The organism is Nonomuraea sp. ZG12, assembly GCF_052068115.1.
Taxonomy (GTDB): Bacteria; Actinomycetota; Actinomycetes; order Streptosporangiales; family Streptosporangiaceae; genus Nonomuraea.
Genome location: NZ_JBQHCW010000004.1, coordinates 1 through 13,385, shown reverse-complemented (window position 1 = coordinate 13,385; position 13,385 = coordinate 1). Strand labels below are relative to the sequence as shown.

12 protein-coding genes are annotated in these 13,385 nt (G+C 70.9%); 9 read left to right on the top strand and 3 right to left on the bottom strand.

Annotation, left to right across the window (positions count from 1 at the left end):
- Nucleotides 1–199 precede the first annotated feature (199 nt).
- The gene (locus ACTMTF_RS14320; protein WP_441111048.1) at nucleotides 200–1,228 is read left to right on the top strand and encodes an alpha-hydroxy acid oxidase; all 1,029 of its coding nucleotides are present in this window, start codon (nucleotides 200–202) and stop codon (nucleotides 1,226–1,228) included.
- A 72-nt stretch (nucleotides 1,229–1,300) separates the two neighbouring features.
- Here the strand turns inward: ACTMTF_RS14320 and ACTMTF_RS14315 are convergent, their stop codons facing one another.
- Nucleotides 1,301–1,849 (bottom strand): cupin domain-containing protein, encoded by a 549-nt coding sequence (locus ACTMTF_RS14315; RefSeq protein ID WP_441111457.1) that lies wholly within the window; start codon nucleotides 1,847–1,849, stop codon nucleotides 1,301–1,303.
- A gap of 123 nt (nucleotides 1,850–1,972) precedes the next feature.
- On the opposite strand from ACTMTF_RS14315, the gene ACTMTF_RS14310 reads away from it, so the two are divergent.
- The 6 genes from ACTMTF_RS14310 (at nucleotide 1,973) to ACTMTF_RS14285 (ending at nucleotide 10,619) form a co-directional block, all read left to right on the top strand.
- Nucleotides 1,973–3,547, top strand: coding sequence for an SWIM zinc finger family protein (locus tag ACTMTF_RS14310; RefSeq protein ID WP_441111047.1), 1,575 nt, complete (start codon nucleotides 1,973–1,975; stop codon nucleotides 3,545–3,547).
- A gap of 101 nt (nucleotides 3,548–3,648) precedes the next feature.
- Nucleotides 3,649–4,986, top strand: a complete 1,338-nt coding sequence (locus tag ACTMTF_RS14305; RefSeq protein ID WP_441111046.1) for a DUF5691 domain-containing protein — start codon at nucleotides 3,649–3,651, stop codon at nucleotides 4,984–4,986.
- Nucleotides 4,983–6,047: an ATP-binding protein gene (locus ACTMTF_RS14300; RefSeq protein WP_441111045.1), complete on the top strand. Its 1,065-nt coding sequence runs from the start codon at nucleotides 4,983–4,985 to the stop codon at nucleotides 6,045–6,047. The genes ACTMTF_RS14305 and ACTMTF_RS14300 overlap by 4 nt, the downstream gene beginning before the upstream one ends.
- On the top strand, nucleotides 6,044–8,401 hold the full coding sequence (locus ACTMTF_RS14295) for a DUF5682 family protein (protein WP_441111044.1): 2,358 nt from the start codon (nucleotides 6,044–6,046) through the stop codon (nucleotides 8,399–8,401). Before ACTMTF_RS14300 ends, ACTMTF_RS14295 begins: the two co-directional genes overlap by 4 nt.
- Nucleotides 8,394–9,551 carry a VWA domain-containing protein gene (locus ACTMTF_RS14290; RefSeq protein ID WP_441111043.1) on the top strand — a complete coding sequence of 386 codons (1,158 nt, stop codon included), beginning with the start codon at nucleotides 8,394–8,396 and terminating at the stop codon, nucleotides 9,549–9,551. Before ACTMTF_RS14295 ends, ACTMTF_RS14290 begins: the two co-directional genes overlap by 8 nt.
- Before the next feature lie 153 nt (nucleotides 9,552–9,704).
- Nucleotides 9,705–10,619 carry a hypothetical protein gene (locus tag ACTMTF_RS14285; RefSeq protein ID WP_441111042.1) on the top strand — a complete coding sequence of 305 codons (915 nt, stop codon included), beginning with the start codon at nucleotides 9,705–9,707 and terminating at the stop codon, nucleotides 10,617–10,619.
- Between the two features lie 16 nt (nucleotides 10,620–10,635).
- On the opposite strand, the gene ACTMTF_RS14280 is transcribed toward ACTMTF_RS14285, so the two are convergent.
- Together ACTMTF_RS14280 and ACTMTF_RS14275 are read right to left on the bottom strand one after the other, a co-directional pair.
- Nucleotides 10,636–11,208 carry a hypothetical protein gene (locus ACTMTF_RS14280; RefSeq protein WP_441111041.1) on the bottom strand — a complete coding sequence of 191 codons (573 nt, stop codon included), beginning with the start codon at nucleotides 11,206–11,208 and terminating at the stop codon, nucleotides 10,636–10,638.
- Nucleotides 11,209–11,450: 242 nt separating this feature from the next.
- Nucleotides 11,451–12,269, bottom strand: a complete 819-nt coding sequence (locus ACTMTF_RS14275) for a helix-turn-helix transcriptional regulator (protein ID WP_441111040.1) — start codon at nucleotides 12,267–12,269, stop codon at nucleotides 11,451–11,453.
- Nucleotides 12,270–12,516: 247 nt separating this feature from the next.
- Here ACTMTF_RS14275 and ACTMTF_RS14270 point away from each other — a divergent pair, with 247 nt between their 5' ends.
- Both ACTMTF_RS14270 and ACTMTF_RS14265 read left to right on the top strand, forming a co-directional pair.
- Complete coding sequence (locus ACTMTF_RS14270) at nucleotides 12,517–12,876, top strand: hypothetical protein (protein ID WP_441111039.1); 360 nt, start codon at nucleotides 12,517–12,519, stop codon at nucleotides 12,874–12,876.
- 72 nt (nucleotides 12,877–12,948) lie between these two features.
- Complete coding sequence (locus ACTMTF_RS14265) at nucleotides 12,949–13,155, top strand: hypothetical protein (protein WP_441111038.1); 207 nt, start codon at nucleotides 12,949–12,951, stop codon at nucleotides 13,153–13,155.
- Nucleotides 13,156–13,385: the final 230 nt, after the last annotated feature.

Below are 13,385 nucleotides of genomic sequence, written 5' to 3'. Positions count from 1 at the left end.
ATCGGGTCATCGCCCGGATGGACCCTCCCCCCCTTCGGCGGTGACCGCGTGCCGCAGCCGACCATCAACGACCGCATCCCCGAGCCGAACGGGTGAACGTCCCCGGCGGACAGGTGGTCGCCACCTGCCGCCTGCCCTGGGGCCTCGACAACGAGTGAACGGACGGCGAGCCCCCGCACGCCTTCTTCGAGGAGACGGATTGCACCTTTTCAACCTGCGCGACTTCCAGGATGTGGCGCGCGAGAAGCTCGACCCGGTCTACTACGACTACTTCGCCGGCGGAGCCCACGACGAGCTCACGGTCCAGGCGAACGAGGCCGCGTTCAAACGGCTGTCGCTGGTGCCCCGGGTCCTGCGCGGCGTCGGGCAGCCCGACCTCGGCGTCACCGTGCTCGGCCAGCAGGCGTCGATGCCCGTGCTGCTGGCGCCGACCGCCTTCCACCGGCTGGCGCACCCGGCCGGTGAGACGGAGACGGCCAGGGCCGCCGCCGAGTCCGGCGTGATCATGATGGTGGCGATGCTCTCGACGGTCGCCGTCGAGGAGGTCGCCGCCACCGGCGCGACGCTGTGGTTCCAGCTCTACATCCAGCCCGACCTGGGCTACACCGAGTCTCTCGTGCGGCGTGCGGAGGCGGCCGGGTGCAAGGCGCTGGTCATCACCGTCGACTCGCCGGCCCTGGGCATGAACGAGCGGAAGGACCGCCACGACTTCCACGACCTGCCTCCGGGCATGTCCTGCGCCAACCTCCGCGACGGAGACGTACGGCAGGTCGTCCTTTCTCCTGATTTCTCGTGGAAGGACATCGACTGGCTGCGCGGGATCACCTCGCTGCCGATCGTGCTCAAGGGCATCCTGCACCCCGCCGACGCCGCCCTCGCGGTCGAGCACGGCGCCTCCGCCGTCATCGTGTCCAACCACGGCGGCCGCCAGCTCGACACCATGCCGCCGACCATCGACCGCCTTCCGCTGATCGCCGACGCGGTCCGCGGGCAGGTGCCCCTGCTGCTCGACGGCGGTGTACGGCGCGGCACCGACGTGGTCAAGGCGCTGGCGCTCGGGGCCCAGGCGGTGGCCATCGGGCGGCCGGTGATGTGGGGCCTGTCGGTGGCCGGCGCGGAAGGCGTGACCAAGGTGCTGTCCCTGCTGCGCGCGGAGCTGGTCAACGCCCTCACCCTGTGCGGCGTCGCCGATCCCGGCGCGGTGCCCCGGGAGCTGGTGGTGCCGTGAACGTGACCGCGTGTCCGGTCAGGTGTCCGTGCTCGGTCAGGCGTACGTGTCCCATCAGGCGTCAGTGTCCGGTCAGGCGTCAGCCACGGCTGTGAAGTCGGCGAAGTCGAAGCCCGGCGAGACGACGCAGCTCACCAGCACCTCCTCGTCGCCCGCCGGCCTGGCCGACTGCCACACGCCGCCCGGGACCACCGCCTGCGGGACCTGCCCCTCCTCGACCAGCGGCCCCAGGACCACGTCCCGCTCGCCGATGGTCAGGCTCAGCGGCCCGCCCCGGTGCCACAGCCACACCTCGTCCGAACGCACCAGGTGCGGCACCGACTCCTCGCCGGGCCGCAGCAGGAAGTAGATGCCGGTGGCGCTCGCCCGTGGGCCGCCGTAGCCGTCCGGCACGAACGACACCGCGGACCGCCAGGTCTCCCTGAACCAGCCGCCCTCGGGATGCGGGAGCAGGTCCAGCGCGTCGGCGATCGGCGGGCGCTCGACGAAGGCGACCGGCGCCCCGGTGACGTCACGCCGCAGGAACCGGGTGCCGTCGAGGACCAGCTGCCCTTCCAGATCGCACGCCAGCGCCTCGGCCTCGTCGGCGACCTCGACCGTCGGACCCTCGGGATAGATCATCAATTCCACCCGGCGATTGTACGGTCTGCGGGGATTCGCGCGGCGGGCGCGGAGGTTTCGGGGCGGTGGCGGGTGCGTCGGCGGGGACGCGAAATGTCGGTGCGCGTGACTAGTGTGCTTCAAGTGATCGAACGGTGGAGCCGTGATCAGGTCCTCGCCCTCGCCCCCGACGCGCCCTCCAAAAAGGCGGCCCAGGGCGTGGCGACACCGGGTAAATGGTCGTTACGCGGCACGACAGGCGATGCGGTGTTCGGCGAGTGCAAGGGCAGCGGCGCCAAACCCTACCTGGCGGCCGTGGACCTGACCGAGCCCGCCTACCGGTGCTCCTGCCCCAGCCGCAAGTTCCCCTGCAAGCACGCGCTCGGGCTGCTGCTGCTGTGGTCGGCCGATGGCGTGCCCGAGGTGGAGGCGGTCCCGTCGTGGGCGGCGGAGTGGCTCGCCCAACGCGCCGACCGCGCCGCCAAGTCAGCCGCCCGCGCGGAAGCCGTCCGAGCCGCGTCCGCCGCCGAGAACGCGGACGGCGCAGCGGGCTCGGAGGTCGGTTCGGAAGCGGACGGCGCAGCGGGCTTGGACGCCGGTTCGGGTGCGGACGGCGCAGCTGGCTTGGATGCTGGTTCGGGTGCGGGCGGTCCTGCGGGTTCAGGCGGTGGTTCCGGTCTGGGCGGTGCCGTGGGCGGGCGGGCCGCGGGCGCGGAGTCCGTACGGCATACGCGCGTGGCGGCGGGGTTGGCCGAGTTGGAGCGCTGGCTGGCGGACCAGGTGCGGCAGGGCCTGTCGGGTGCGGCGGAAGATGACTGGGCCGGGCTGGCCAAGCGGCTCATCGACGCGCAGGCGCCCGGGGTGGCGGGCATCGTGTCGCGGCTGGCGCGGGTGCGGGCCGTGGACGGCTGGCCGGGGCGACTCCTGGAGGAGTACTCCCTGCTCAACCTCCTCGCGATCGCCTACAGGCAGCGCGCCGAACTCCCGGCCGACCTGGCCCAGACGGTCCTGATGCGCGTCGGGTTCCCGGTCACGCGTGAGGAGGTGCTGGCCGGCCCGGTGACGCGCGACCGGTGGGACGTGCTCGGCAGCCGCGACGAGGAGCAGGACCGGCTCGCCGCCCGCCGCGTATGGCTGCGGGGCCGCCGTACGGGCCGGGCGGCGCTCATCCTGTCGTTCGCCCCACCCGGCCAGGCCCTGGACGCTTCCCTGGTCACGGGCACCATCATCGACGCCGACCTCGCCTTCTACCCAGGCGCCTCCCCCTTGCGCGCCCTGGTGGCCACCCGCCACCGACCCACCGACCCGACCACCCCCACCGCCACCCACGGCGGTGCGGGCAGCGTCGCCGGGGGCGGTGCGGAGAGGGGTGGCCATGGCTTTGCCGGTGGTGGTTCGTGGGACGGCGCTGCTCAGGGCGGTGCGGGGGTCGCCGAGGGCAGGGTGCCGCCTGGGGTCACTCCTGAGGAGGCGATGGAGGAGATCGGCGTCGCCCTGGCGGGGGACCCGTGGGCCGATTCGTGGCCGATCGTCCTGGCCGGTGTCGTACCCGAGGAGACCTCACTCGGGGGCTTCCCGCTGCACCCGCGCAGGGGCGACATCTGGCGGCTGCTCGCCGTGTCCGGCGGCCGGCCCCTGACGGTGGCCGCCGAATGGACCCCGCAAGGCATCCGGCCCCTGACCACCTGGGACGAGGACGAGGCAACGGTGATCCTGTGAGTTGGGCTGACGACGAGGCGACGGTGATCCTTTGAGCTGGGCTGACGACGAGGCGATGGTGACCCGGTGAGCTGGGACGACGATGAGGTGGCGGTGATTCGGTGAGCTGGGACGACTTGGCGTCGACGGCACTGGTGGGGACCGATCGCAGGCCGTACGCAGGAGATCTGCTCGGCAGCGCGGCCGTCGAGGTGGTGCGGCGGCGGGCCGGGTGGCGGCCGGGCCGGCCGGGGGAGCCGGTGCGCGCGCCCGACGAGGAGCAGGAGGCCGTCAGCAGGCGCGCGGCCGAGCGGCTGGTCAGGATTCTGGGCGGCGAGCACGAGAGGGTGCTGCCCGAGTGGCTGTCCGTCGCCGCCGGCAGCGGACGCAGGGCGCCCGCCTACGTGCTGCCCGAGCTGCTGCATCGTGGCAGGCGGGACGCCTCGATGCGGGCGGATCTCGGGGTGCTGGCGGGCCGGCGCGGCCGGTGGCTGGCCGAGCGTAACCCGGTGTGGGCGTACCTGCTGGAGGAGCCGACGGGCGAGACGTGGGAGCTGGGCAGTGCCGCCGACCGGCGCGACCACCTGCGGCGGCTCAGGGCCGCCGAGCCGGGCGAGGCACGGCGGCTGCTGGAGAGCACCTGGGAGCGGGAGACGCCCGACGACCGGGCGGTGTTCGTGCAGGTGCTGGCCGAAGGGCTGTCGATGGACGACGAGCCCTTCCTGGAGGCGGCGCTGGACGACCGCAGGCGCGAGGTGCGCCAGGGGGCCGCGAACCTGCTCACCCGGCTGCCCGGCTCGCGGCTGTCGCAGCGGATGGCGGAGCGGGCCCGGGCCTGCCTGACCGTCGAGCCGGCCACGATCATCGTGGAAGCGCCGTCGAGCTGCGACAAGGTCATGGAGCGTGACGGCATCAGGCCCAAGGCGCCGCGCGGCGTCGGGGAGCGGGCCTGGTGGCTGCAGCAGGTGATCGCCCGCGCCCCGCTCCAGATGTGGGGGGAGTCGCCCGGCGCGATGCTGCGCAAGAAGATCCCCGACTGGGAGAGCGAGGTGAAGACCGCCTGGGTGCGCGCGGCGGTGCTGCAGCGGGAGCCGGCGTGGGCGCGGGCGATGTTCGCCTGCGACCCCATCTCCGACCTGCTCGTGGCGCTCGGGCCGGCCGAGCAGCAGGAGCTGGCCGCCGGCTTCACCACGGAGCACGACCTGGACAGCCAGTTGATCATGGTGCTGGGAGGCGTGTCGCCGTGCTGGCAGGAGACGCTGGCCACTGCCGTGCTCCGCAAGATCATCCAGGTGGCCACCACCCAGCCGTGGAACCTCGGCGAGCTGGTCAGGCTGGCGGGTGAGCGCATCGATCCCGCGCTCGCCGATCTGGCGGAGGACTACTCGCCGGTCCCGTCCATCCAGCAGGTCGCCGCCCTGCTGCGTTTCCGAGCCGACATGATCAGGGAGCTTTCATGACCATCCTGCGCCCGCACGCGGAAGACCAGTACGCCGACGAGCTGGCCCTGCTCGCCAAGGACGACGACCGGCCCAGGCCGCCGGGCTGGAAGCTGTCGCCGTGGGCGGTCACCACCTACATCCTGGGCGACGGCGACCGGATCTCGCCCAAGTACCTGGGCGCCCGCCGGATCGTCGAGGTCGCCGTCGCGACGCTGGCGACCGATCGGGCGCTGCTGCTGCTCGGCGTGCCCGGCACGGCGAAGACATGGCTGTCGGAGCACCTCGCCGCCGCCGTCAGCGGCGACTCCACGCTGCTGGTGCAGGGCACGGCCGGCACCGCCGAGGAGGCCATCCGGTACGGCTGGAACTACGCCAGGCTGCTGGCCGAGGGCCCGTCCATGGAGGCGCTGACCCCGTCGCCGGTGATGCGGGCGATGGCCGAGGGGCGCGTCGCGCGGGTGGAGGAGCTCACCCGGATGCCCTCCGACGTGCAGGACGCGCTGATCACGGTGCTGTCGGAGAAGACGCTGCCCATCCCGGAGCTCAACCGGGAGGTCCAGGCCGAACGCGGCTTCAACGTGATCGCCACCGCCAACGACCGCGACCGGGGCGTGAACGAGCTGTCCAGCGCGCTGCGCCGCCGCTTCAACACCGTCGTGCTGCCGGTGCCCGCCACCGCCGAGGAGGAGGTGGACATCGTCTCCCGACGCGTCACCCAGCTCGGCCGTTCGCTGGAGCTGCCGGAGACGAGCACCGGCATGGCCGAGATCCGCCGGGTGGTGACGATCTTCCGCGAGCTGCGTTCCGGCGTGACCGAGGACGGCCGTACCAAGGTCAAGTCACCCAGCGGCACCCTGTCCACGGCCGAGGCCATCTCGGTCCTGACCAGCGGCATCGCCCTGGCGGCCCACTTCGGCGACGGCGTGCTGCGGCCGTCGGACGTGGCGTCGGGCATCGTCGGCGCCGTGGTGCAGGAGCCGGTGTCGGACCGGGTGGTGTGGCGCGAATACCTGGAGACGGTCGTCCGCGAGCGGTCCGACTGGCGTGACTTCTACCGCGCCTGCCGCGAGGTGTCATGAGCGTCTCGATCCTCGGCGTGCGCCACCACGGCCCCGGCTCCGCCCGTGCCGTGCGGGCCGAGCTCGCGCGCCTGCGGCCCGACGCGATCCTCATCGAGGGCCCGCCGGAGGCGGACGCGCTCGTCAGGCTCGCGCCCGAGCTGGAGCCGCCGGTCGCGCTGCTGGCCCACGTCCCGGGCACCTCCGCCGGCGCGGCCTTCTGGCCGTTCGCCACCTTCTCGCCGGAGTGGCAGGCCATCCTGTACGGGGTCGCGGCGGGCATTCCGGTACGTTTCTGCGACCTACCGGCGGCCCACACCCTGGCCGAACCCCGGCCCGAGCCTCAGTCCGACCCTTCGGACGGGCCGGAGCTGCGGGTCGATCCCATCGCGGCGCTCGCGCGGGCGGCCGGGTATGACGATCCCGAGCGGTGGTGGGAGGACGTCGTCGAGCATCGGGGCGACACGCCGTTCGAGGTGATCGCCGAGGCCATGGCCGCCGTCCGGGAGGGCTACCGGCCGGACGAGCGGGAGGCCAGGCGTGAGGCGTACATGCGCAAGACGCTCCGTGCGGCGCTCAAGGAGGGCTTCGAGCGGATCGTGGTCGTGTGCGGCGCCTGGCACGTGCCCGCGCTGACCGAGCCGCTGCCCCCGGCGAAGGACGACACCGCGCTGCTGCGCGGGCTGCCCAAGGTGAAGGCCGAGCTGACCTGGGTGCCGTGGACGTACGGGCGGCTGGCGTGGTGGAGCGGCTACGGGGCGGGGATCACCTCGCCCGGCTGGTACGACCACCTGTTCGCGGTGGTGGACCGGCCGGTGGAGCGGTGGCTGACGGGCGCGGCGGCCGTGCTCCGCGACGAGGGGCTGCCGGTGTCGCCGGCCCACGTGATCGAGTCGGTGCGGCTGGCGAACAGCCTGGCCGGGCTGCGCGGGCGTCCGCTGGCAGGCTTGGGCGAGGTGACCGAGGCGGCCCGCGCCGTGCTGTGCGAGGGCGACGACCTGGCCGTCGAGCTGATCCAGCGGCGGATGGTCGTCGGGGACCGGCTCGGGCACGTCACCGACGGCACGCCCATGGTCCCGCTGCAGCGGGACCTGCGTGACCAGCAGCGCAAGGTCCGGCTCCGGGCGGAGGCGCTCGACCGGGAGCTCGACCTGGACCTGCGCAAGCCGCTCGACCTGAGCCGCAGCCACCTGCTGCACCGGCTGCGGCTGCTCGGCGTGGACTGGGGCGTGCCGGGCGTCTCGCGCGGCAAGGGCACGTTCAGGGAGACATGGACGCTGCGCTGGCAGCCGGAGTTCGACCTGGAGCTGATCGAGCGCGCCGCCCTCGGCACCACCGTGTCCGCCGCGGCCACCCAGCAGGCCCGCGACCTGGCCTCCGGCGCGGTCGCCCCGCCGACCGCCGGGCAGCCGGACGGCGGCGGAGCTCCGCAGGGCCCTGGTGGCTCCGCGCCTGGCGGGAGCGTGGGGCCGGGGCCGGTCGGGTCGTTGGCGGATCTGACCGCGCTGGTGGAGCGGTGCCTGCTGGCGGATCTGCCGGAGGCGCTGCCCGAAGTGCTGGCCGCCCTGTCGGCGCGGGCCGCGCTCGACACCGACGTCACGCGGTTGATGGCGGCGCTGCCCGCGATGGTCCGCGCCCATCGGTACGGCGACGTGCGCGGCACCTCGGCCGAAGGGCTGGAGGTCATCGTGCACTCGATGGTCGACCGGATCTGCGTGGGCCTGCCCGTCTCGGTCACCGGCCTGGACGACGGCGCCGCGGCCGACCTGCTCGGCCACGTGGACGCCGTACACACCGCCGTCGCCCTGCTCGACGAGGACGGAGGACGGGCGCGGACACCCGACCCCAGCCCCGACGAGGGCGGGGAACAGGCGTCGGCGCCTGACGAGGGCGGAGTGCGGGCGGCCACGCCGCGCAGCCGGTGGCTGGTCACGTTACGCGGCATCTGCGACCGGCAGGACCTGCACGGGCTCATCGAGGGACGGCTGACCAGGATCCTGCTGGACGCGGGCGACCTCGACGACGTCGGGGACCGGATGTCCAGGGCGATGTCCCGGGGGCAGACGCCGGTCAGGGCGGCGGCCTGGGTGGAGGGGTTCCTGTCGGGCGGCGGGCTGCTGCTGGTGCACGATCCCCGGCTGCTCGCCCTGGTGGACGAGTGGCTGACCGGGCTCGGCGGCGACCAGTTCATCGAGGTGCTGCCCCTGCTCAGGCGTACGTTCGGCGGCTTCGCCGTACCGGAGCGCAGGGCTGTCGGCGAGCGCGTCCGGTCGGGCGGGAGGCACGCGGAGGCGGCCGAGGCGGAGCTGGACGAGCGGCGCGCGGCCGCCGCGGCGAGGACAGTGCTGGCGATCTTGGGGAGAGAGCATGGATGAGCGGCTGCGCAGGTGGCGCATGGTGCTGGGCGGCGGCGAGGCGGACGGCACCGGATGCGGGCTCCAGGGCGCCGACGCGGCGATGGACGGCGCGCTGGCCGCCGTCTACGGAGAGCAGGAGGGCGGCGGGCAGGGCGGCCGGGGAGCCGGGCTCGGTGCGTCGGCGCCGCGGGTGGCGCGGTGGCTGGGCGACATCAGGTCGTACTTCCCGTCCACGGTCGTCCAGGTCATGCAGAAGGACGCCATCGAGCGGCTGAACCTGACCAGGCTGCTGCTGGAGCCGGAGATGCTCGAGGCCGTGGAGCCGGACGTGCACCTGGTCGGCACACTGCTCGCGCTCAACCGGGTGATGCCCGACCAGGCGCGTGAGTCGGCCAGGGCGGTGGTCCGCAAGGTGGTGCAGGACCTGGAGCGCAGGCTCTCCCAGAAGACCAGGACGGCCGTCACCGGCGCGCTCGACCGCTCCGCCCGCACTCACCGGCCCAAGCGGGTGGCCGACATCGACTGGGACCGGACGATCCGGGCGAACCTGAAGAACTACCTGCCGGAGAAGAACACCGTCGTGCCGTCGCGGCTCGTCGGCTACGCGCGCAGACAGCGGGCGGTCCAGCGGGAGGTGGTGCTCTGCATCGACCAGAGCGGGTCGATGGCGGCCTCGGTGGTGTATTCGAGCGTGTTCGGCGCGGTGCTGGCGTCGATGCGGTCGCTCAAGACGTCCCTGGTGGTGTTCGACACGGCGGTGGTGGACCTGACCGACCAGCTCCACGACCCGGTCGAGCTGCTCTTCGGCACTCAGCTCGGCGGCGGCACCGACATCAACCGGGCCATCGCGTACGGCCAGGGGCTCATCACCCGGCCGGCCGAGTCCATCTTCGTGCTGATCAGCGACCTGTACGAGGGCGGGGTCAGGCAGGAGATGCTGCGCAGGGTGGCCGCCATGACCCAGGCGGGCGTCCAGGTGATCGTGCTGCTGGCGCTCTCCGACGAGGGCGCCCCGTTCTACGACCACGACAACGCCGCCGCCCTGGCCGCGCTGGGTGTGCCGGCGTTCGCGTGCACGCCCGACGCCTTCCCCGGGCTGATGGCGGCGGCCATCGAACGCCGCGACATCGCCCAATGGGCCGAACGCCACCTCGGCACGGGCTCCTGAGCGTTAGGGCCTGCTTCTTAGATCAAGTGCGAGCCCGATGAGCGATGAGCAAGACGCCGTTGGTGAGGATGCCCTGCCGTTGTTCGTGACGTGATCCAGTGATCGAGGCGATTCTCGCGTACACGCAGATTGTGATCATTATCGTGTCGTGTCATGAGCGACATGGCGGATATCGAGTCGGTGCGTAGAGCGGCCGGTGTGTCCCTTCAGTACTTCTGGGAGGCCACTGAGCACGGCACGTTTGATGACCTGGAAGACGAGGACGGGGTGAGGAACGCCTACGCAGCCATCCAGGCTGCCGTTCCCGACGACTCCACCAGCGCCGTGTGCCTGACGGTGCTGGCCTTGGGGAAGCTGCGGGCCCACTTGAACGACGTTTCTGCCGGCGGTGAGGACCACTTCGAGGCGCATTACGATCCGCCTGCCGGGTTGGATGAAGACGACGAGCTCGGACTGGAGTTGGCGAAGGAGGTGATGGAGGCCGCGCGACTTGCCCTCAGACTTCAGCCGGACGATAACCTCGCGGCGTTCTCGCTCGCGTGCGCACTGCACTGGCTGAGCGAAGATCAGGCGGCGGCAGCCGCTTACCGTGAGGCGCTGCGTATCGACCCTTACGATGACATCGCCAGGGCGCGTGTGGAGGAACTGGAGGATGTTGAACTTCCTGATCCGCCGACAAGGATCACTACCCGTCATCCCTACGGATTTCACCTGTTGGAGATGACCCGCCTGGTAGGCCATAGCGGAAGCACCAAGGGGCAGGTCTGGCTACTGAACGACGTGTCCACAGTCCGGAGCGCGGCGGATGACTATCTCTCCGAATGGCTGGACGGCCGTGGCCAGGGACTGGGCGAAGACTTCGGGGTGTGGACCCACGTCCCCGGCGGCCAAAGCGGAGGAACGGAGCTGGCCGAGGTGATTCGGCAAGCCCCAGCCGGTGGTCCGGAGATCGACTGGTCCCGAATGTTCCTGCCGTCCTTGATGCCCGATCGGAGGCTTCCGGCCGGCCATCCAATCCGCTGGCTGGGGCAGCTGCACTTCTTCGGCTACACCGAGCACGACGATTAGTGAGCGTGCTGGAGGCTCAACGGCGGTTCAGCGCGTGCTCAACTCCTTCAGCATCACCGCAAAGACAGGCGCCCCCGGCAAAGGGTTCCGCTTCTGCCCAACCTGTCTCCACCCCCATGTGCGGTACGCGGCCACGGCAGGCGCGGCCGCCGGCAGCACCGTCAGCGTGGCCCGTTCTTCTGACCTGTCCGCGAGCAACGTGTCGTGGATGGTCTGGGCTACATGCTGTCGCCGCCACGGCGCCTACCAGCAGCTCGACCAACGCCCAGGTTCGACCAGACCGTTCGGTCGTCAGGTCATCCGGCAATGGCGCGAGCAAGTTTCGCCACCATGGGGTTGTCGGCTGGAGTGTAACTCCGAAGCCGAAGCCGACAAGATGTCCGTGCTCGCCGGCCGTCACCAACGCGAACCCCTCTTGCCGGCGCTGCACGTCGAACCGTTCGCGGAACAGCGAGGCGTGTTCCGGCCCCCACTCGTAAGGCGGTTCGGAGTACACCTCCGTGTAGAGGTCGGTGAGTTCGTCCAGGTGCTCGGCTGCCTCCTGGCCGTTCAGCACCCGGTACTCAGCCTCCGTGCCCAACCAGCTCACGCTCCCTCTGTGGCGCTGCCCTGCGTATGTAGTCGCGTAGCTCATCGTGGAATCCGGCGGCTTCCGAGCAATCCGGGTGGCGGGCCAGCAACTCACCATCGAATCGGACGAACCAATCCACCACCAACGACGAACGAACGGACTCTGCGAGTTCGCGTAGCGCCGCCAACGCTCTGGTTCCGTACTTCGCAGGGCCAGTTCTGTGAACGTGTTGGCCGCTAGGCAGTCCACTTCGGCCTGGTTCAGAGCGCCGTACGCACCAAGCTCAAGCTGTCCTCGAAGTTGCCGCGGGCAGTGGATAGCTGCGTCATGTCGCCGATGATTTTTGCGCCAAGCGCAGGGGCAGCGGCCTCACGGCAGGCATGCAGGGCGAGCAGGTAGTAGCGCTGCGCCATGCCATGCAACCCTTGGTCGTAGGCCATCCAACCTGCCAGCTGCCCCAGCTCGGCGGTGATGAGGAATAGTCGCCGGGCAACATCGGCAGGGTGGCGCTCAGTCAGGCTTTCGGTCACGGCGTTCAACTGGCCGACTACAGCCTTACGCCGCAGTCCACCCGCCCCCGAGGCGTCCCATCGCCTGAACAGCATGACCGCCTGCTCCAGTTCGGCTACGTCGTCCTGTGTCACATCGCCGCTCACGGGCACTACCGGCAAGTTGGCGACCCATTGGCGTACGGGTTGCGGCAAGGCCGAGCCGGCGAGCACCACCAGCTCGGCAATCACCTGTCGCCTGGATGCGATGTCGTAGGTAGAGAAGCGTTCCATGATCTTTATCGTGTGGCTGCGGGTCAGTGAGAAGTCGAGCGGCACCGACGAGTGCAACACGTAGTCGGCGGACTTGCCGGGCAGGGTGGTGATGTCGGCCAGCAGATCGTCAAGCTCGGCGGTTGTGACCTTGAGCAACGCCGCCAGCTTGGGACGTAGCCACGGTTGCGGTTCGGTCTCGGCCCGTTCCCACCGGCCGGTAGTGGAACGCTCGACGCCAAGAGCATCGGCCAGCGCCTCCTGGCTGTAGCCGACTGCCTTGCGCCGTTGGGTGAGCCGAACCCGCTGCACTCCCATCGCCACAAGTAAGCGTAAAACGGCGGGCGTACAACTGTCCTGCTCACCCGGCCCGATGCCGCATTTCTGCCTCATTCGCGGGCCCAAAGTGCTCTGGAACCGGATTACTGGCCTTGCTTGGCTGTCCGGGCGGGATACGCGAGAGGAGCAGAGGGCATGAGCAACGGTGGCGGATCGGGCAATGTAGCAAGAAGGCATTACACAGAACTATCCGTTCACCCGGTGGCCGCCTTATTCGCGCGGTCGCATGTCGGACGTCTACGACATCGACCCTGAAGGCTGGATCAACGCGGGCGAGAACGCGATCGCGATCAACGAGCGGGAAAGCCGGCGATGCCTGATCAAGTACGAGCTCTGGAACGGGGAGCCACCGCCACTCGACTCCTGGGACCGTAGCTGGTCTGGAAACGTACGCTTCGCGGCCGGAAGAGTGTTCGCTCTGAGCGACTATGACGGCGACACGACCTACGGCGAAGAATTCGATCTGGGCCAACGGGACACGCTCTGGCGGGTGAGCATCCATCGCAAGGCGCTGGCCCACGAGGACTTCACCCCCGACCTCGTCGGCGTCACTCTGCTGAAGGCCCGGTTCTGGTCTGCGGCCTAGCAAATCTGGAACGGCGTGAGGAACCGGCGCCGCGGCGAAGACGGTGCTGGCGATCTTGGGGGGAGCGCGTGGATGAGCGGCTGCGCAGGTGGCGCATGGTGCTGGGCGGCGGCGAGGGGGACGGCACCGGGTGCGGGTTGCAGGGCGCTGACGCGGCGATGGACGGCGCGCTGGCCGCTGTCCACGGGGAGCAGCAGGGCCTTCCCCGACCTGATGGCGGCGATCGAACGCCGCGACATCACCCAGTGGGCCGAACGCCACCTCGGCGCGGGCTCCTGAGCATCAGTGGGTGTGCTGGAGACTCGACGGCACTCGATGGTCTTGCTGCCGTCGGCGATCCGGTCGAAGGCGCGGCTGCAGATATCACCTGCCGCCCGAAGTCATCTCTCGATGCCGGGTGATCAGGCGTATTCCCGTCGTATTCCACGCTGCTGCCGACGCGTGCAACGATCACTCCGGTGAACCTCGGGCCGCCGGGATCGCTCATGTCAGAAGCCTCGTCAGAGGCC